Annotated in this window: 21 protein-coding genes; 12 read left to right on the forward strand and 9 right to left on the reverse strand. The window is 66.5% G+C overall.

Going from position 1 to position 17,432, the window contains the following annotated elements; genetic code table 11:
• The first annotated feature begins 34 nt into the window (after positions 1-34).
• Entirely contained in the window at positions 35-640 is a 606-nt protein-coding gene (locus ACM9NP_RS04060) for a LysE/ArgO family amino acid transporter (RefSeq protein WP_415645309.1), read from the forward strand.
• 78 nt (positions 641-718) lie between these two features.
• Here the strand turns inward: ACM9NP_RS04060 and ACM9NP_RS04065 are convergent, their stop codons facing one another.
• Positions 719-1,168: a BP74-related protein gene (locus ACM9NP_RS04065; protein ID WP_415645205.1), complete on the reverse strand. Its 450-nt coding sequence runs from the start codon at positions 1,166-1,168 to the stop codon at positions 719-721.
• Between the two features lie 230 nt (positions 1,169-1,398).
• On the opposite strand from ACM9NP_RS04065, the gene ACM9NP_RS04070 reads away from it, so the two are divergent.
• The gene (locus ACM9NP_RS04070) at positions 1,399-1,572 is read left to right on the forward strand and encodes a hypothetical protein (protein WP_415645206.1); all 174 of its coding nucleotides are present in this window, start codon (positions 1,399-1,401) and stop codon (positions 1,570-1,572) included.
• A 127-nt stretch (positions 1,573-1,699) separates the two neighbouring features.
• Here ACM9NP_RS04070 and ACM9NP_RS04075 read toward each other — a convergent pair whose 3' ends face one another.
• Entirely contained in the window at positions 1,700-2,113 is a 414-nt protein-coding gene (locus tag ACM9NP_RS04075) for a VOC family protein (protein ID WP_415645207.1), read from the reverse strand.
• A 16-nt stretch (positions 2,114-2,129) separates the two neighbouring features.
• Positions 2,130-2,543 carry a helix-turn-helix transcriptional regulator gene (locus ACM9NP_RS04080; RefSeq protein ID WP_415645208.1) on the reverse strand — a complete coding sequence of 138 codons (414 nt, stop codon included), beginning with the start codon at positions 2,541-2,543 and terminating at the stop codon, positions 2,130-2,132.
• 390 nt (positions 2,544-2,933) lie between these two features.
• On the opposite strand from ACM9NP_RS04080, the gene ACM9NP_RS04085 reads away from it, so the two are divergent.
• The 5 genes from ACM9NP_RS04085 (at position 2,934) to ACM9NP_RS04105 (ending at position 7,050) form a co-directional block, all read left to right on the forward strand.
• Entirely contained in the window at positions 2,934-4,364 is a 1,431-nt protein-coding gene (locus ACM9NP_RS04085; RefSeq protein WP_415645209.1) for a S41 family peptidase, read from the forward strand.
• A 686-nt stretch (positions 4,365-5,050) separates the two neighbouring features.
• Positions 5,051-5,533 carry a DUF1203 domain-containing protein gene (locus ACM9NP_RS04090; protein ID WP_415645210.1) on the forward strand — a complete coding sequence of 161 codons (483 nt, stop codon included), beginning with the start codon at positions 5,051-5,053 and terminating at the stop codon, positions 5,531-5,533.
• Between the two features lie 135 nt (positions 5,534-5,668).
• The gene (locus ACM9NP_RS04095) at positions 5,669-6,229 is read left to right on the forward strand and encodes a GNAT family N-acetyltransferase (RefSeq protein WP_415645211.1); all 561 of its coding nucleotides are present in this window, start codon (positions 5,669-5,671) and stop codon (positions 6,227-6,229) included.
• Between the two features lie 105 nt (positions 6,230-6,334).
• Positions 6,335-6,832: a DUF2975 domain-containing protein gene (locus ACM9NP_RS04100; protein ID WP_415645212.1), complete on the forward strand. Its 498-nt coding sequence runs from the start codon at positions 6,335-6,337 to the stop codon at positions 6,830-6,832.
• Complete coding sequence (locus tag ACM9NP_RS04105; RefSeq protein WP_415645213.1) at positions 6,832-7,050, forward strand: helix-turn-helix domain-containing protein; 219 nt, start codon at positions 6,832-6,834, stop codon at positions 7,048-7,050. Before ACM9NP_RS04100 ends, ACM9NP_RS04105 begins: the two co-directional genes overlap by 1 nt.
• A 122-nt stretch (positions 7,051-7,172) precedes the next feature.
• On the opposite strand, the gene ACM9NP_RS04110 is transcribed toward ACM9NP_RS04105, so the two are convergent.
• A complete protein-coding gene (locus tag ACM9NP_RS04110; protein ID WP_415645214.1) occupies positions 7,173-8,612 on the reverse strand; it encodes a glycosyl hydrolase family 18 protein in 1,440 nt (479 codons plus the stop codon).
• Between the two features lie 209 nt (positions 8,613-8,821).
• On the opposite strand from ACM9NP_RS04110, the gene ACM9NP_RS04115 reads away from it, so the two are divergent.
• Positions 8,822-9,073, forward strand: coding sequence for a DUF6289 family protein (locus ACM9NP_RS04115; protein WP_415645215.1), 252 nt, complete (start codon positions 8,822-8,824; stop codon positions 9,071-9,073).
• Between the two features lie 111 nt (positions 9,074-9,184).
• Here the strand turns inward: ACM9NP_RS04115 and ACM9NP_RS04120 are convergent, their stop codons facing one another.
• Entirely contained in the window at positions 9,185-9,445 is a 261-nt protein-coding gene (locus ACM9NP_RS04120) for a Prokaryotic metallothionein (RefSeq protein ID WP_415645216.1), read from the reverse strand.
• A 245-nt stretch (positions 9,446-9,690) separates the two neighbouring features.
• Between ACM9NP_RS04120 and ACM9NP_RS04125 the strand changes: the two genes are divergently transcribed.
• Both ACM9NP_RS04125 and ACM9NP_RS04130 read left to right on the forward strand, forming a co-directional pair.
• Entirely contained in the window at positions 9,691-9,960 is a 270-nt protein-coding gene (locus ACM9NP_RS04125; protein WP_415645217.1) for a hypothetical protein, read from the forward strand.
• Positions 9,961-10,524: 564 nt separating this feature from the next.
• Positions 10,525-12,030, forward strand: coding sequence for an FAD-dependent monooxygenase (locus tag ACM9NP_RS04130; RefSeq protein WP_415645218.1), 1,506 nt, complete (start codon positions 10,525-10,527; stop codon positions 12,028-12,030).
• A 275-nt stretch (positions 12,031-12,305) separates the two neighbouring features.
• On the opposite strand, the gene ACM9NP_RS04135 is transcribed toward ACM9NP_RS04130, so the two are convergent.
• From ACM9NP_RS04135 to ACM9NP_RS04150, 4 genes are all read right to left on the reverse strand, one after another.
• Positions 12,306-13,031, reverse strand: a complete 726-nt coding sequence (locus ACM9NP_RS04135; RefSeq protein ID WP_415645219.1) for a D-Ala-D-Ala carboxypeptidase family metallohydrolase — start codon at positions 13,029-13,031, stop codon at positions 12,306-12,308.
• Positions 13,032-13,324: 293 nt separating this feature from the next.
• Entirely contained in the window at positions 13,325-14,275 is a 951-nt protein-coding gene (locus tag ACM9NP_RS04140; protein ID WP_415645220.1) for a class I SAM-dependent methyltransferase, read from the reverse strand.
• A 28-nt stretch (positions 14,276-14,303) separates the two neighbouring features.
• Positions 14,304-14,759: a hypothetical protein gene (locus tag ACM9NP_RS04145; RefSeq protein WP_415645221.1), complete on the reverse strand. Its 456-nt coding sequence runs from the start codon at positions 14,757-14,759 to the stop codon at positions 14,304-14,306.
• Positions 14,760-14,886: 127 nt separating this feature from the next.
• Positions 14,887-15,084, reverse strand: coding sequence for a hypothetical protein (locus ACM9NP_RS04150; RefSeq protein ID WP_415645222.1), 198 nt, complete (start codon positions 15,082-15,084; stop codon positions 14,887-14,889).
• A gap of 186 nt (positions 15,085-15,270) precedes the next feature.
• Between ACM9NP_RS04150 and ACM9NP_RS04155 the strand changes: the two genes are divergently transcribed.
• On the forward strand, positions 15,271-16,278 hold the full coding sequence (locus ACM9NP_RS04155; RefSeq protein WP_415645223.1) for a phosphotransferase enzyme family protein: 1,008 nt from the start codon (positions 15,271-15,273) through the stop codon (positions 16,276-16,278).
• 46 nt (positions 16,279-16,324) lie between these two features.
• The gene (locus ACM9NP_RS04160) at positions 16,325-17,410 is read left to right on the forward strand and encodes a C45 family autoproteolytic acyltransferase/hydolase (protein ID WP_415645224.1); all 1,086 of its coding nucleotides are present in this window, start codon (positions 16,325-16,327) and stop codon (positions 17,408-17,410) included.
• The last annotated feature ends 22 nt before the right edge of the window (positions 17,411-17,432 follow it).

Below are 17,432 nucleotides of genomic sequence, written 5' to 3' on the forward strand. Positions count from 1 at the left end.
TGTTCCGTGACGCGGGTTTAACGTTCTCGTCGTGATGATTTCCTGGTGGTCGGCCCTGTCGGGCGTCGGTTTCGGCCTGTCGCTCATCGTCGCGATCGGCGCGCAGAACGCCTTCGTTCTGCGTCAGGGGATCCGACGAGAGCACGTGCTGCCGGTGGTGGCTATCTGCGCGTTGTCGGACGCCGCCCTGATCGCGGCGGGCGTCGGCGGCATCGGCGTGATCGTGACGAGCGCGCCGATCGTGTTGACGATCGTGCGGTACGGCGGAGCGGCCTTCCTGTTCGGTTACGCGGTGCTGGCCGCGCGGCGCGCGTGGACGGGCGAAGCCCTCAAGGAGAACGGAAGCGGCACCGGACCAACACTGGCCGGAGCCGTCCTCGCCTGCCTGGCGTTGACGTGGCTGAATCCGCACGTCTACCTGGACACGGTGCTGCTGCTGGGGTCCGTCGCGAATACCCATGATGGACGGTGGTGGTTCGCGGGCGGGGCGATGGTCGCCAGCGTCACATGGTTCACGGCGCTCGGGTACGGGGCGCGACTGCTGGCACCGATGTTCGCGAAGCCCCTGTCCTGGCGGATTCTCGACGGGGCGATCGCGGTGGTGATGACGTCCCTGGCGATCGCGTTGATCGCGAGCTGACGTCGGGGTTGACAACAGGCGAACGACGAGGGGCACGGACGTCTCCGCCCGTGCCCCTGAATTGCCAAAGTTCAAGAGCTACCCCATGGGGAGTTCACGCACGAGCCTGGAGTTCCACGGGCACCAGTAAAGACCTGGCAGGAAAGGTCCGCCGGCCTCGTCCAGGTGGTCCTCGGTGTAGGAGATCGACGAGTCGCAGACCTCGATCGCGACATTGAAGAACTGCACCGAATCGGGCTGGATGTGGAAGCTCCACTGCGGGTTGTACGGCGCGGGCCGCTTGACGATCCGACCCATGATGTGGGGCTCATCCTGCGTCTCACCCGACAGCAGTGCCCGGGCGTGCTCGATCTTCGCCGGGTCGGTGATCGAGACGACCGCCTCGTCCTGACTCCAACCGTCGGTGAAGACGAAGTACGCGGCTCCGTCTTCCACGATCGGCCCCGCCTGAGCGGCCTGGCCGGCGGTGCCAACGGCGAACAGGCCGACGAGCGCGGCGCCGATGAGGCGCGTGATCATACGTCGCATGGTCTTCTCTTTCCTTTAGATGGGCAATGGCCCACGATCGCGGGCCGCACTCAAAGTAGACCAAATCAGACATATGAGAACGAATCACCTCAAATGCCACACCGCGTGTCGCTGTGACGTAGGACACTCTCCGGAGGCACGTCCTGCCGTTGGTCTCTAGTGGATTGCTGTTGCCTTGTCGGAGGGCGCGGCTAACGTGTTCCGTCCATAGATCCGAAGAGGGAGCACCGATGCGCAGCTTTTACCTGTTGGAGGGCTCATGCGACGTCGGCGCGGCCGTCGGCGCCTGGGAGCACGTCGAGATCCACGACGACGCGGAGGCGCTCAAGGCCGGTGCGCCCCCAATCTCCGCTTGGTTGGGCAAAAGTTCCGCTTGGTTGGCCAAATTGCGAAAACACGCCTAATTCCGACATTTGCCCAACCAAGCGAGACGTTTAACCAACCAAGCGGGCAAGGGTGGCACGACGAGCGGCCCATCCCGGCACCCGGGATGGNCCGCTTCTTGTCCGAGTGCATCGAAATCGGAACCCGTTACCCCAGGGTCTGGCTGAAGCGGATCATGTTCCCGGCCGGGTCGCGGAAGGCGCAGTCGCGCACGCCGTACGGCTGGTCGACCGGCTCCTGCAGGACCTCGCCACCGGCGGCGCGAACGCTCTCGAAGGTGGCGTCGCAGTCGTCGGTCTTGAAGATGACGGCGCGCAGGAGGCCCTTGGCGAGCAGCTCCGCGGCGGCCTTCTTATCGGCGTCCGAGGCGTTCGGGTCCCCGATCGGCGGTTCGAGGACGATGTCCACCTCAGGCTGCGATGGCGCCCCGATGGTCACCCAACGCATCCCCTCGAAACCGACGTCGTTGCGCACCTCCAGCCCGAGCGCGTCCCGGTAGAAGGTGATCGCTTTGTCGTGGTCGTCAACGGCGATGAAGCATTGCGCAAGCTCGATACTCATGCAATTCACCCTACGATCAGAGGGCGGGTTTCACTTCTCGATTCCTGACCGGTCGGCCGTAGATTTTCGCGACGCACGCGGGGATGGCCGCGCCCTCGTCGTGGGGGCGAGCCCGGTACGAGCTGGGGCTCTCCCCGACCAGTTCGGTGAAGCGAGAACTGAACGACCCGAGCGAGGTGCAGCCGACCGCGAAGCAGACCTCGGTGACGCTCAGATCTCCTCGCCGCAGCAGGGCCTTCGCCCGCTCGATCCTGCGTGTCATCAGATAGCCGTACGGCGTCTCCCCGTACGCGGCGCGAAAACTACGGGAGAAGTGGCCGGGCGACATGAGGGCGACGCGCGCCAGCGCCGCCACGTCGAGCGGCTTCGCGTAGTCGCGGTCCATGAGGTCTCGGGCCCTGCGCAGCCGGACGAGGTCTTCCAACATCACTCGACCACCATCCCACAGCGCCGCGTACCAGAACGTGGGGTGGTCACCGAATGATCGAACGAAGACGCTGGTCAGCGGCGTTCACCACCCGAAGGAGGACGCGGAATCGGGAGCACGATGTGAAGGAAGTCGAGCCACGACGGCGAGTTCCGCACAAGAGCACTCGATGAGACGATACGGCGCGGAAGCTGGGGGTCACGACGAATCGGGCTCGCGCGACATCCTACAAAGTGGATCGACTGTGTCCTACACAGTGGACCGATTGCCCGATCGACGCAACCTGGCAACCCAATGACCGTGGGTGGAACCGGCGGCGCCGACGCAAGTCAAACCTGGTCTTCGCGGTCAGCTGGCCGCGTCGTTCAGGAGGCCTACAGTAGGTTCGCGCCTATGGCACGAAGACAATGGCTGCTCGTAGGGCTCGCCGCGGTATTGACCACTTGCTCAAGTCAGATCCACATCCCTGACGGCCAGATCGGGGAGATCGAAGGGGTGTGGCAGAGCGCCGGCTACGGCTACGTCTTCGACATCCGGGACGGTGCGGGAAAGACGCGGCTCGCCTCCTACGAGCAGACCTCGGTGAGCTGCCTCGAGGCGGACTCGTTGCCACTAGTGGGCCGCGACGGTGACGCCATGGCCTTCGGTGAGGACGGTGAGACCGAACTGGTCGTCCGCAGGCGGGGAGACCAACTGATCGTGCGGGAGTCGGGGGCGACCGGGCACATCCGCATGAACCGGTTGGAGAAGCTGCCGGACTGTCCGTCCGCGAGCTCGGAGAACGCGGCCGACCGTCGCCTGTTGGCCTTCGACGTCTTCTGGCAGAACCTCGCCGAGCACTACCCGCCCTATGCGGACCGGAAGCTCGATGTGGCGGACAGAGAGCGTGACCGGGCGGACTTGGAGGAGAACAACAGCGACCAGATGCTCGGCCAACTGCTGTGCGCCACGGTCCACAAGCTCGGCGACATGCACACTGGTATCGAGTGGGAGGACCTCGGCTGCAACGGCAAGCGGCCGGGCACACGCGACTCGGCCGACATGGACACCGATGACTTCCGACCCGCGATCGAGGCGAGGCTGGGCAAGCGACTCACACCCGTCATCGACGGCAAGGTGGAGTACGCGAGCGGGCTGCAGGGCGACTTGGGATACCTGCGCGTCACGCAACTCGACGACTTCGCGGACGAGTCGTACGACATGGACCGGCAGGAGTTCGAACAAGCCCTGGACACGGTGTTCACCGTCGCGGAGCGGGACGGTTGGGACGGCCTCATTCTCGATCTACGTCTCAACGACGGCGGCTTCGACAGCCTCGGCCTCGAACTCGCCTCCCGACTGACGGACAAGTCCCATTTCGCGTTCCAGAAGCGGGCGCGCGACTCGCGGGCAACCTCCGGGTTCACGCCGTACGAGAAGCTGCGGGTGTCGCCCAGCGATCGCCCCGGTTTCCAGGGACCGATCGCTCTGCTGGTCAGCGACCTCACGGTGAGCGCGGGCGAGACGACGGCCATGACGCTGCTGAACCGCTCGCCAAAGCCCACGTTGATCGGCCGCCCGACGCAGGGCATCTTCTCGGACATATTGTCGCGAACTCTGCCCGGGGGCTGGTCCTTCGACCTCAGCAACGAGGACTACCGGAATGCGGATGGGCAGAGCTTCGAGGGCCGTGGCCTCCCGGTCCCGAGGGAGTTCCGCACCCCTGTCTTCACGGACGAGGAGATCGAACAGCGCTGTGATTCGGCCGTCGCCCGCGCCCTCGACCATCTCGCGAACAACCCTCCTGCGACGACACCGCCTTGCGCCAGCGATTCCACCTGGTGATCGACCCCGCCGGTGGCACCGGGTACGAGCGTCACCGGTGCGGTTCCCAGCGGACGGCGGCCCGTCCCCTGATGACGATCGACGTCCTGCTGACGACCGGTCCCCTCCACCTTGAGCACCACGATCGCCCGGTTCGGCCGGACGGGTCCGGCTGACCCGCTGCCCTCCTCCTGACGGGCCGCCCGAACACCTTCGGTCGACGTTCCACGACCACCTCCAAGGCATGGTCTTGGAGGTGGTCTGACGAGTGCACGTCGATTGCCCGGCCAAGGATGCGCGACGAGCCGTCGGCAACCCCTCGGGCGCCTCTTCGACACCCGGCAGGCCGCGTTCCCGCCCGGTCGGGCACGACATCACAGATCCATCGAGTTCGATATATATCTACGAGAACGGGACAAGTCTCGGGTCCATGAGATCACCGACGCCGCCGAGTATCCGACCACCCGGCGGTCCTCTATCGAGGCAGCCTCGCGCGGGCGGCCGACCGTGACGAGACTCGACGTCGCGGCCATCGTCGGCACGCGGAAGGACGACATCAGCCACCAGCTGATCGAGACGAAGTAGACGGACGTTGGGGCTCGAGTTCTCTCAACGCCGGGCGGTCGGGCGGACGATGTGGGTTCCGGACGGAATGCGAGGTCGGAAAGCTGCCAGCACACGCTTGAGCGAGTCGTGAACATGGACGCATGACCATGAAATCGACGCACGGCATCCGCGTCCACGCGCTGCCGACCGAAGTGCTGGATGACTTGCGGGCCAAGGGCTTCGACGCCTTCGGCACACGGGCGGCGCGACTCGACGCCGAGGGCGGGGAGCCGCTGCGGTGCTGCCTGCGCGATGCCGTTCCCGGCGATGCCCTGCTGCTCTTCGGATATCGGCCGCCGCTTCCGAACAGCCCCTACCGGGAGGTCGGCGCCGTGCTCGCGCACGCGGTGCCCTGCTCGGGTCCGGTCGATCTCGACGCCTATCCGTCGGACTGGCTGGGTCGCCCGCAGGTACTGCGGGCCTATGACGAGCGCGGCTGGATCCACGATGCGACCACAGTGCACGACGGCCGAGATCCAGAGGGGACGATCGCCGAGCTGCTCGCGGTCCCCGAGGTGGCGTTGATCCACAGCCGCAACATCGCCTGGGGCTGTTACATGTTCGCCATCACCCGCGCCCAATAGCGGCTCGGGCCGAACGCGTCGGGTCCGCGCGTGTCGGAAGCCTCGCCCGCGAGAGAGAGCGGCCCCGGCTCGGAGAGCGGCGAACCCGCCCGAATATCGGTGGCCCGCGCGACGACGAGAACGCACACTTCCCCCATGATCGATGAGCATTGGGTGCCCGCGCCGACGGAACGACTGCGCTTCCGACGTTTCACCATGGACGACGTCGACACGCTCGTCGACTTGGACTCCGATCCCGAGGTCATGCGGTACCTCACGGGTGGCGTGCCGACGCCGCGCGATCGCGTCGAGGAGAAGACTCGCGGCCACATCGCCAAGTACGAACGCTTCACCGGGTTGGGGCGCTGGATGGCGGAGCTTCGCGAGGGCGGCGCCTTCGTCGGCTGGTTCGCGCTGTCGCCGACCGGAGAGGGCGAGTTCGGCTTGGGCTATCGGCTGCGGCGTGAGCACTGGGGGTCGGGTCTGGCGACCGAGGGCACCCGCGCCCTCGTCGACATCGCGTTCATGGCCTTTGGGGCACAGCGTGTCTGGGCGGAGACGATGGCCGTCAACAATCGATCCCGGCGCGTCATGGAGAAGTCGGGGCTGCGTTTCGAGCGCGGCTTTCACCTGGAGTGGGGCGACCCGATCGACGGCGTCGAGCACGGCGAGGTCGAGTATGCGCTGACGCGAGCGGAGTGGTTGGGCGGGAAGTGATCTGACGGTCGACTCACCGCACTTGAGAACGGCACCGCGCCCCAAGCTTGCGGCATCTATCGAAATTCGATAGTCTTCTATCGTTAATCGATCGAAGGAGAGTCGATGGGAAAGCTGACGATACTCGCGTTGCGCATCGTCATCGTGCTGCTGTTCGGAGGCTCCGTCTTCGTCCAGGTCGTGATGTTGCCGCTGATGGTCGAGGGCCTGAAGGAAGTGGACCCGGAACTCCACTCCCCGCCGGGGGTGTTCGTCGGCATCGCGATCCTCGGCTTCGTGACCGTCGAGGTCGTCCTCGTCTGCGTCTGGAGGCTGTTGACGATGGTGCGGCGCGGGACGGTGTTCTCGTACGCGTCGTTCCGCTACGTGCACGTCGTCATCGGCGCGCTCGTGGCCGCCGCGACCCTGGTGTTCGCGATCGCGGTCCTGGCGGCTCCCGGCGAAGGCGTTCCCCCCGGAGTCGTCCTGATGATGTGCGGCGTCGTCGTGGCGATCCTCGGGATCGCGTTGGTGGTGCTGGTACTGCGAATGCTGCTCGCGCAGGCGGTGGCGCTCGACGTCGCGGCGGCACGGATGCAGGACGAGTTGAAGGACGTGATCTGATGCCGATCATCGTCGACATCGACGTGCTGCTGGCGAAGCGAAAGATGTCCGTCGGCGAACTCGCCGACCGCATCGGCATCACACCGGCCAATCTCGCGGTGCTCAAGAACGGCCGTGCCAAGGCCGTGCGGTTCACGACGCTAGCCGCGCTGTGCGAAGCACTGGAATGCCAGCCGGGAGACATTCTGCGCTGGGAGAACCACGACGCGGACGACTGAACAGGATTCCACCACAATAGAGCAATACTGACGAGGCTTGTCCCGCCACCGGATTCGATGGCGGGACAAGCTCGCGTCAGGGGCGCGTTCGCGACGACGGCTTCGTCACGAAAACGGCCGGACTACTGCAGTCCGTTGTGCATCGCGGTGATGAGTTCACCGTTGGACGTGTCGCCTGACAGTTCCCAGAAGAACGCCCCGGCGAGACCCTGGCCGTTCAACCAGTTCATCTTTCCGGTGATCGTGGCCGGGGTGTCATAGCTCCACCACTGGTTACCGCAGTGGGCGTACGCGGTACCGGCGACGGTGCCGCTGGCAGGGCAGCTGTTCTTGAGCACCTTGTAGTCCTCGATGCCCTGCTCGTAGGTGCCGGGCGCGGGTCCTGTCGCGGTTCCGCCGGGTGCCGACTGGCTCACGCCGGTCCAGCCTCTGCCGTAGAACCCGATACCGAGGAGCAGCTTCGATCCCGCTATGCCCTTGCCTTTCAGCTTGGTGATCGCGGCTTCCGAATTGAAGCCCTCCTGCGGAATGCCGTCGTACGAGGTCAACGGCGAATGTGGAGCGGTCGGCCCTTGCGCGGCCCACGCCCCGAAGAAGTCGTACGTCATCACCATGAAGAAGTCGACGTACTGAGCGGCGCCGGCGTAGTCGGCCGCGTCGAGCTTGCCGCCGTCACTGGCGTCGGCGGGGATCGCCGAGGTGACGAGGTTGCTCGTGCCGAACTTGGCGCGCAACGCCTGCATGAGGTTCTTGTAGGCACTGAATCCACTGTTGTCACAGGTGAGGCCGCACGCGTTCGGGTATTCCCAGTCGATGTCGATGCCGTCGAAGACATCTCCCCAGCGGGAGTCCTTCACCAGGTTGTAGCAGGACTCGGCGAACACCGTCGGGTTCTGCGCCGCCTGGGTGAAGCCACCGGACCAGGTCCAGCCGCCGAACGACCAGATCACCTTGAGGTGCGGGTACATCGCCTTCAGTTTGCGCAACTGGTTGAAGTTCCCGCGCAGCGCTCCCGGGTCCCAGGTGTCTGCGGTTCCGTCGACGCTCTCGGCCGCGGTGTATGCGCGGTCGTAGTCGGCGTAACTGTCGCCGATGGTGCACTGGCCGTTCTGAACGTTTCCGAACGCGTACATGATGTGCGTCAGTTTCGCGGCGGAGCCGCTCGTGTGGATGTTCTTGACATGGTAGCCACGCTGGTAGACGCCCCACTGGGCGAAGTAGCCGACGTTGAGCTGCTCGCCGGGGGTGCCGGGTTCACCCGGTTCGCCGGGCTCGCCCGGGTCGCCGCCACATGGGCCGATAAGCGCCCACACTCCCCATTCGCCGCCGGTACCGGGCTCCTCGCCCTGTGTCCACCACTTGGCTCGGTACTCGTTGCCGCCGTGGCTGACCTCGGCGCTTCCGTTGTACGCGGTCGACGCCGACCACGCGGTCCTCGTGCATTCGGCGGTGACGGTGGTGTCCTCGGCAGCCGCCGACCCCGAGCCGACCGGACCGATCCCGATCATGGCCACCGCGAGCGCGACGGAGCCGATGAGCACTCTCCTCAGTCTCCTCCTCATGATGTCCTCCTATCTAATTGTTAAGACATCTAAAAGAAAGGTTTCCGTGAAGTTACCGTGCCACCTCAGGCCAGTCAATAGCTCCATTGACATATTTATGAACATAAGTTTTCAGGGATCGCCCCACATCGTTCTTGCGCAGGCGAAAGCACTGACGGATACTGGGTTGCCAGACGATCCCTCAACACTCGATAAAGGAGTGTCCAATAGTGATCACTCGCCCCTTCCGTTGGCTAGCCGTCATCGGCGCTGCCGTCGCCGCCCTCGCCATGCTCGGCGGCACCGCCTCCGCCGCCACGATCGACTCCGCTTGCCCGCTCGGATACACCTGCACGACCACCTACTACTCCGACTCGACCCACACCACGGTCGTCGGCGGAAGCTGGACCGACTGCGACGGTCAGACGAGCACCAGCGGCACCCGATCCCCGTACATGACCTACTCGCGCGCGGCCTGCTGATCATCCACACCAGATGATCGGCCCGACTCGGCAGCCGGCGTCCCCGCGCTGACGGCCGGACTCGCGGCGCGGTCGTGCCCGCACGTCACGGACACGACCGCGCACCCGACCTCAGCCGGGCCGAACGCCCGCCGTGTCCCGGATCTGCGCGCCGTCCGTCGAGTCAGCGGTACGGGCGCAGTGAGCGCAGCAGAAGAACCGCCCCGCCACCTCCACACCGTGCCCGACGATCGTGCACCGGCAGTGCTCGCAGATCGGAGCGAGTTTGCTGATCGCGCATTCGAACGAGTCGAACGTGTGGACGTCCCCCGTTATGGTGCGGACCTCGAACGACAGCCAATAGTCGTTCCCGCACACCTCACACATCGCCACTGTTGTCTCCCTTGTCGAGTCGGCCGCGACCATCATGGAACGTCGGGCCGACGGGACCGCGCAGGAGCCACGGCGTGTCGCGGCGGGACCGTCCTGACCGAAAGTCGTCACCGTCGTGCCCGACGACCTCAGTCGACCGCCCCACGTCGCGCGCCCACTACCAAGAGATCCGCCATGAGAACCGCACGTGACGATTCCTCAATATTTCGATATTCTTCGATAGGGCGGAAACACAGGGAGGTTCCATGGCGACCTGCAAGATCTGCAACGAACGGATGGCGAACCACGACTCGGGGAGCATCTGCGCGCTGTGCGTCGCGAAGATCATCAACTGGAACCACTACGAGTACGACGACGACAACGATCCCGCCGTCAAGTGGGCCAAGAGGGAACTGCTGGAGAAGCCGAACAAGCCGGCGGCGCAGAACGGATGCGCCGTCGTCGCACTCGCCCTCATGGCGATCCCCGCCGTCCTCACGGCCGCGGGCATCGGTGTCGCGAACCTCATCGCCTAGGGACGAACGTCCTCCCGCTTGGTTGGGCAAATGGCCGGCTTGGTTGGGCAAATTGCGAAATCACGCCTGTTTCGAACATTAGCCCAACCAAGCGGAACTTTTGCCCAACCAAGCGGAGTGAACCGGGAGGCCACAAGACTTCGGCTTGGTGGAGCGACGTACGAGACTCGAACGCTCCGCACAGACGGAAACAGAGACCCACCAAGCCGAGAACGACGACCACCGCGAACACATCCGACGTCATTACCAAACACCCGAAGTCCCCCGACTCCCCGTCGTCACCACCCCCGGCTTGGTGGGTTCAGTTCCCGACCACGGCAGAGAGCACCCGACCCGCACACCACTCCGGGCAAGCCGAAACGGTCCCGTCGATCGGGCGTGGATTGCCGGGGGGGTGTCCGTCCATGCCGGACGATGAATGGGGAGGCAGAAAACTCTCCCCCGCCACTCTCAATATATAGCGCATGGGCTGCGGGACAAGGCGTACCGGGTGCCCGAGAGCACGGCGTGAATGTTGCAGAATCGCTGGCCAGGACCGGAAACGGACGACGGAAGGGGCGCGACATGAGTACGACCGAGCACGCGGTGGTGATCGCGGGAGGAGGCCCGACCGGGCTGATGCTGGCCGGGGAGTTGGCGCTGGCGGGGATCGACGTCGCCATCGTCGAGCGACGTCCCGATCAGGATCTCGTCGGCGCCCGAGGCGGCGGCCTGCACTCGCGCACGATTGAGATCTTCGATCAGCGCGGCATAGTCGAGCGGTTCCTCGACGCGGGGCAGATCGGCCAGGTCGCCGGCTTCGCCATGGTCCGCTTCGACATCAGCGACTTCCCCACCCGACACCCCTATGGGCTCGGGTTGTGGCAGAACCGCATCGAGAACATCCTGGCCGGTTGGGTCGACGAGCTGAGGGTGCCGATCTATCGCGGGTGCGACGTCACCGGCTTCACGCAGGACGAGACCGGTGTCGACGTCGAACTGTCCGACGGTCGGACGATGCGCGCGGCGTACCTCGTCGGCTGCGACGGGGGCCGCAGCGTGGTCCGCAAGACCGCCGGGATCGAGTTCGCGGGGTGGGACCCGACGACCAGCAGCCTCATCGCCGTCGTGGAACTGGCCGAGGAACCGGAGCTCGGCGGCCACCACGACGCCATCGGCATCCACGGCATCGGTCGGCTGGAGTACGAGATCCGCGACGGCGAAGTGGTCTACCTCGACAAGGGACCGATACGGCTCCTCGTCACGGAGAGGGAGGTCGGGCCCTCCGGCGACGCGACGTTGAGCGAGCTCAGTGAGGCGCTCATCGCCGTCTACGGCACCGATTTCGGGGTCCACAGCCCCACCTCGATCTCCCGGTTCACCGACGCGACCCGACAGGCGGTGTCCTATCGCGAGGGACGGGTCCTGATCGCTGGAGACGCCGCGCACGTACATCCACCGATGGGCGGGCAAGGGCTCAACCTCGGCGTGCAGGACGCCGTCAACCTGGGATGGAAGCTGGCTCAGGTCGTCAAGGGAACGTCCGGGGACGCACTGCTGGACACCTACCACGCCGAGCGGCATCCGGCCGGTGCCGAGGTCTTGCGGAACACGATGGGACAGACGGCGCTCATGCGGCCCGACGATCGGATCAAGGCGGCGCGCGACGTCTTCGCCGAGGTGCTGAACATGGAGGAACCCAGAAAACGAATCGGGGCGATGATGTCCGGTCTGGGCGTCGACTACGAACCGGACGCGGAGCACCCGCTCGTCGGGCGCCGCATGCCCGACCTCGACCTGACGACCGAGTCCGGCCCGGTGCGGGTGTTCGGCATGCTGCATCAGGCCCGGCCGGTGCTGCTCAACCTTGGCGAGCCCGGCGGCTTCGACGTCACGCCGTGGGCAGATCGGGTCCGATCGCTCGACGCCGAGTACGACGGAGAATGGGAGCTGCCTGGGATCGGGACGGTGACCGCCCCGACCGCCGTGTTGATCCGCTCCGACGGACATGTCGTCTGGGTCGGAGAACCGACCGATCCGGCGCTCCCCGAAGCCCTCACGACCTGGTTCGGAGCGCCCGCCACGGCTTGACGTGCGCCGTCCGACGGCGAGGCCGGTCGTCCAAGGCGCCTCTCAGGCGGGCGACGTCGAGCGTCGAGGAGCGCGGTTCGGCGGTGACCGAGTACGCCGGGAACGTTCCATTCGAACTGGACTGAGCAGAGTGCGGGCCGTCGCGACGCGTGTCGCATGGGCGTTCGACGGCCTCGGCGCATACGAGACCGCCCCCGCTCCTGACCGGAGCGGGGGCGGGATGCCGGGTGAATGGGAGTCAGGGTCGTCCGAATCCGAGGTGGACTGACGCGTCGTCAGCCGCAGTTCGGGAACGACCAGTGACGGCTGCCCGAGTCGACGTGCGTGTGGTCGTTGTGGCCGGGGAAGCCGGGACCGAGGATCTGCCGGAAACCGTGGTAGCGGGCCTGGCTCGCCATCGTGCAGAAGCTGTGCGAGCCGATGAGGTCGGCGGCGTCGCCGTACATGTGGCGGCTGTCGGAGGCGCCACCGGCGGCGGCGTTGCAGTTGGCGTCGCGGAATCCGCTGGAGATGACGATCGGTTGGTCGCCGAGCGCGTGCCGCATCGCCTCCAGCTTCCACATGCAGATGAGGGCGTTGAACATCGCGGTCGCGCCTCCGACCTTGCCGCCCTCCCAGGTGCTGTTGCAGCCGTTCATCTCGCCGTAGGTGAAGTGGATCGGGGTGTTGTCCGGCGACTGCAGGGAGTCCATCGTGGCGCGCGAGTTCGGGCCGAAGACACCGTCGGCGGCGAGGCCATAGGCCTGTTGGAAGCCGACGACGGCGGCGTGGGTGTGCGGCCCGAAGGCGCCGTCGATCGCGATCGCGGAGTCGTAACCCGGGTAGCCGCTGACACGGATCTGGAGCTGGGAGACGTCCTCTCCGGAGTCGCCCTGGGCGAGGGTCCGGCCCCACTGGTAACCGGCCGCGCTGGCGGTTCCGCTCGTGACGGACAGTATGAACGCGGTCGTCGGGACGGCGACGGCCGCCGCGAGGAAGGCGCGGCGGGAAGATATCGACATGGGATGTACCTCCATCATGGATGAGCCGTACGAGGACGGCTTGACCCCAACATGGTGCACGTCACATATACGCCCGTCAATGCGCGGCCGCATGGCCTCACCCCGGCTTAACACCGAGCTCACTCGCGTCCGTGGCGATGGGCGTGGGCGGCAGAGCATCGGCGGCGCCCCGAGACGGCCGACCCACCGGGCCTCAACGCCATCCGTGTCACGAGCGCGCGTCAAGTGGACGGCGGGGGCGCTCCGCGCCCGTTCGCGAGTCGCCCGGTACCCGTCGAAAGGGATTCCGTGGTTCAGGAGGCCTCGATCACGACGGCGGGGGCCCACCAGTAGTCGTACAGGCGGGTCGTCTCGCGGTGGGTGAAGCCCGCCGCCGCGAGCTCCGTCGACCAGGCCGCCGCCGTCTGTTCATAGTGGTCGACACCGGAATCGAAGTAGCCGAACATCACCGGCATCAGGAAGCCTTCGGCGACGAGCGCCCCGCCGTCGGCGTACTCGGCGAGGCCGCGTTCGTAGCGTTCGACGACCGTCGTGAACCAGCCGGGAGTCGGCGCGGGCTCCGCCGCGATGTCGAACTCGGCGATGAACAGCCGGTCCGCCCGCGATCGCAACCAGCGCAGGGTCGCCGCGCGTGCCTCTGGCGCGAGATTGTGGAGACAGAACGTCGACTGCGCCACCCGAACCGCGTCGACCTCGGCGTCCGCCATCGCGGCCTCGACCGTCATCGTCCACACTCGATGATCGATTCCCTCGGCCGTCAGCCGCTCGGCGAGCGTCGCCGCCAGAGCGGGGGACGGCTCAACCGCGTCGACCGCGATCCCGAGCCCCGTGACGGCGGGCAGGAGCGCCAGGCCGTCCCCGCTTCCGATGTCGAGGACCCGTTGCGGCGTCAACGTCTCGTATCGTTCCCGCAGGTAGGAGCTGAGTTCGCGGTACAGGGCGACGTTCCCGCCGCCGCGAATGAACGCGGCGAAGGCGTCGGGGCGCGTATAGACCTCACCGCGTCCCTGCCGGTCGACCCGGCTCAGGTATTCGGCGGCGGCGCGCGCGACGGTGTCGGCGCCGTCCATGTCGGCCGCTCGTTCCGAGGCGGAGGCCGCGAGCGCATCGTCTCCGTGGGCGTAGGCGAGAACCGCCAGGTACAACCACGATCGAGCGCCCCGGCAGCGGCCGGTGATCTCGGCGGGGGTGAATCCGGCGGACACCGATGTCCACAAGGGCATGAGTTCGGTCGTGGAGGCCATGGCGTTCATCGAAGCACAGAGTAGGCGGTCAACGGCCGAGCGGGTCCGATTGCTGGGGAACGATACGCGTTAGGGTGACCGTGATCTTCGTGCCGTCCAGACGATGTCTCGGCATGACGACGGTGGCCCGCAGATCGTTGCCCACGAGGACGAAGGTGATCGTGTCGGCGTCGATCTGCTCGGACTCGACCGACAGGGTCGACGCGGACGGGACAGGCAGGTCCAACTCGGCGCATCGTGTCACGACCGCGACGCGGGCGACGATCGGACGGTCGGGTTCGCGGCGGCCCGCGGACCGCTGGCCGGGCCAGCGCAAGGATCCGAGCTCCGCGCGCAGGGCGTCGTAAGCGATCTCGCCGACCACACCGGGCGCGGTGTTGGCCCGTTCGGGCAAGCCCGCCACCTGGGGTCGGATCGATTGAACCGGGATGCCCGGATTGCTCGATTCGTCGGTCGACTCGCGATCTCTGTGGTGGCCGGTCATGTGTCCAGAGTATCCCTGGGTGACCGATTCGGCAGGCGGTTAGGCCAGCTCGTCACGCACGTCCGACGGGGCGACCATGGTGGATCGAGGCGGCGGGTGTGGCCCGCCGCCCTCGCGCCACGGTGGATCAGACGCCGGTGAGCATCTGGAACATGCTGGCACCCAGCAGAAGGCCGAGGATGGCGAAGAAGATGGAGATGATGAGGGCTGCGCACATGGCGCCGAAGGCGCCGAAGAAGCCGACCTTGAACGCGGTTCCGGCTGCGATGTCGATCTGCTGCTTCTGGTAGGGCGTGGTCATCTGTGGTGGGGTCTGGTAACTCATGTCCGCGACTGTATGGGTTCGTGTCAATATCTGACTCCCTCGTTCGTGCCAGGGAGAACTCCTCCACAGCGACGCCGGGAAACGTCGTCGACACCGTCCCGTGTCCAACCCGGACGGATACCGGTGATTGTGATGGTGCCGTGGGTGAGTTGCCGGTTGGCGGCACGGCATCTATAGGTTGGTGGCGTGGTTACTACGTCCGCGCCCGCACCCTCCACCGTACTGCCCTACTGGCGGCTGGGTCCTATTCGTTCCGTCACGCGGGTTCCAACCGGGTTGATGAACCGCAGTTGGCGAGTCGAGACCGACTCGGGCTCCTTCATGCTGAAGCTGTTCCTCGATGTTCGGGGCGCCCAACTGGCGTTTCAGTTCCGGGTGCTGCGGGCGTTGGCGCAGGCGGGGGTGCCGGTCGTCCTACCGGTGCCGAGTGTGCACGGCACGGACACGGTCATGGTCGAAGGCCACGAGTTCGGGGTGTTCCCATGGCTGCTCGGCAAACACCGGTCGGGGCTGGCGCTGTCGCCGGAGCGGTGCCGCGACCTCGGTCGACTGCTCGGCAACATCCACTTGACGCTGCGGCAGGCCGCTCCGACTCCGCAACAGCCGTACTATCAGCCGTCCGTGCCCGCCGAATCGGCGTTGCGGAGGGTCGACCGGCTGCTCGACCTGATCGACTCCCGGCGCGGCGGAACCGACTTCGACGTCGAGGCCGAAACCACGCTCCGCATGAAACGCGCGATGCTGACGAACCTCGCTCAGCGCCGTCCCCCGGACATCCTGGTGATGGCCGCCGGATACCTGCATGGGGACCTCCACCCGCACAACGTCCTGTTCGGACCCGACGACCGGGTGCAGGCCTTCCTCGACTGGGACCGATTGCGCGTCGGGCCGTTCAGCAAGGAACTCATGCGTTCGATGGCGTTCTTCTTCGCGTACGGCGACGAACGCGGCGTCGATCTGCCCCGGGCCGCGCAGTACATCGCCGGGTACCGCGACGTCTTCGATCTCGGCTCGCAGGAGATGGCGATCGCACTGCACCGCCTGTGGTGGGAGCGCCTGTGCGACAACTGGGTCATCGAGTGGCACTACATGCGCCGCAATAACGCGTGCGATCACCTGTTGCCGGATCAGACCGCGCTCGTCAAGTGGTGGACGAACAACTTCGACGAAGTGACCCGCGCGCTCGTGCAGTGACGCCAACACGATTGCCGTCGCGGTCCACGCGTGGCAGGCTGGGCCCATGGCCGAGCTACCTGTGATCACACTGACCGGAACCGCTCACGAGCGCGGGTTGACGCACGGGCGTGAACTCCACGATCGGATCGCCGCGAACGTCGATCTTTACCGGGGGCGCCTCGCCGACGACGCGGGGCTCACACCGGCGGAGATCGCCGAACGCGTCGAGCTGTACCTGAGCGTGTTCACCCGCCTCGATCCCGAGTATCGCGCGGCGATGGAGGGAATCGCGGAGGGCAGCGAGCAGTCGCTTGAGGACATCGTGATGCTCAACGCGCGTTTCGAGCTGCTGTACAGCGCCTGGAGCGCGGCCGGCACGACGCCGCCGTCCGAATGCACCGGTTTCGGCGCCGAAGCGGGTGTCACCGACGACGGCAAGCGATGGATCGGGCAGAACTGGGACTGGTTCCCCGGTGTCGCGGGCGCGCTGTTGACCTGGCGCGACAATGACGTGTCCGTCCTCGCGTACACCGAGGCGGGCATCGCCGGTCCGAAGATCGGCGTCAACAGCGCGGGCATCGGGCTGTGCGTCAACGGCCTTGGCTGTGACGCCGACGACTGGCGGCTCGGCGGGATGCCGTATCACCTGCGCACGAGCCGAATCCTGGGCTCGTCGACGTTGAAGGAGGCCGTGGCGCACGCGAGCCTCGACGCGCCGTCCTGTTCGGCCAACTACGTGATCGGGTCGGCGTCCGAGGGAATCGTCGACGTCGAGACCTCGCCGGTCGGATCGCGGCGCATCCCCTGCGCCCCCGACGCGACGCTGGTGCACGCGAACCACTTCCTCGACCCGGACGCCTTGGGCGTCAAGGAGACGTGGCGTACCTGGCCCGCGACGACGTTCCGGCGTCAGGAACGCCTGGAGACGTTGCTGGCCGCGACTCGTCCGCTGTCGATGGACGCGGTGGAGACCGCCCTGCGCGACCACGAGGGCGGCAGCTTCGCGCTGTGTCGTCACCCGGACATGGAACTGCCTGAGCCACAACGCATCCACACGGCCTTCTCGGCCGTCATCGACCTGACCGATGGGGTCCTCCGGTACACCGAGGGACCACCGTGCGAGTCGCAGCCGGTGGAGGCACGCCTGTAGACCGCACAACCGACGATGCCCG

This window comes from Stackebrandtia soli (genome assembly GCF_965137155.1).
Classification (GTDB): domain Bacteria; phylum Actinomycetota; class Actinomycetes; order Mycobacteriales; family Micromonosporaceae; genus Stackebrandtia; species Stackebrandtia soli.

Coding starts and splice junctions, on each gene's coding strand:
- ACM9NP_RS04140 (WP_415645220.1), bottom strand. CDS start 14,275: ATGGCCTCCACGACCGAACTCATGCCCTTGTGGACATCGGTGTCCGCC.
- ACM9NP_RS04060 (WP_415645309.1), top strand. CDS start 35: ATGATTTCCTGGTGGTCGGCCCTGTCGGGCGTCGGTTTCGGCCTGTCG.
- ACM9NP_RS04090 (WP_415645210.1), top strand. CDS start 5,051: ATGACCATGAAATCGACGCACGGCATCCGCGTCCACGCGCTGCCGACC.
- ACM9NP_RS04075 (WP_415645207.1), bottom strand. CDS start 2,113: ATGAGTATCGAGCTTGCGCAATGCTTCATCGCCGTTGACGACCACGAC.
- ACM9NP_RS04135 (WP_415645219.1), bottom strand. CDS start 13,031: ATGTCGATATCTTCCCGCCGCGCCTTCCTCGCGGCGGCCGTCGCCGTC.
- ACM9NP_RS04095 (WP_415645211.1), top strand. CDS start 5,669: ATGATCGATGAGCATTGGGTGCCCGCGCCGACGGAACGACTGCGCTTC.
- ACM9NP_RS04130 (WP_415645218.1), top strand. CDS start 10,525: ATGAGTACGACCGAGCACGCGGTGGTGATCGCGGGAGGAGGCCCGACC.
- ACM9NP_RS04145 (WP_415645221.1), bottom strand. CDS start 14,759: ATGACCGGCCACCACAGAGATCGCGAGTCGACCGACGAATCGAGCAAT.
- ACM9NP_RS04070 (WP_415645206.1), top strand. CDS start 1,399: ATGCGCAGCTTTTACCTGTTGGAGGGCTCATGCGACGTCGGCGCGGCC.
- ACM9NP_RS04110 (WP_415645214.1), bottom strand. CDS start 8,612: ATGAGGAGGAGACTGAGGAGAGTGCTCATCGGCTCCGTCGCGCTCGCG.
- ACM9NP_RS04150 (WP_415645222.1), bottom strand. CDS start 15,084: ATGAGTTACCAGACCCCACCACAGATGACCACGCCCTACCAGAAGCAG.
- ACM9NP_RS04160 (WP_415645224.1), top strand. CDS start 16,325: ATGGCCGAGCTACCTGTGATCACACTGACCGGAACCGCTCACGAGCGC.
- ACM9NP_RS04125 (WP_415645217.1), top strand. CDS start 9,691: ATGGCGACCTGCAAGATCTGCAACGAACGGATGGCGAACCACGACTCG.
- ACM9NP_RS04085 (WP_415645209.1), top strand. CDS start 2,934: ATGGCACGAAGACAATGGCTGCTCGTAGGGCTCGCCGCGGTATTGACC.
- ACM9NP_RS04100 (WP_415645212.1), top strand. CDS start 6,335: ATGGGAAAGCTGACGATACTCGCGTTGCGCATCGTCATCGTGCTGCTG.
- ACM9NP_RS04105 (WP_415645213.1), top strand. CDS start 6,832: ATGCCGATCATCGTCGACATCGACGTGCTGCTGGCGAAGCGAAAGATG.
- ACM9NP_RS04065 (WP_415645205.1), bottom strand. CDS start 1,168: ATGCGACGTATGATCACGCGCCTCATCGGCGCCGCGCTCGTCGGCCTG.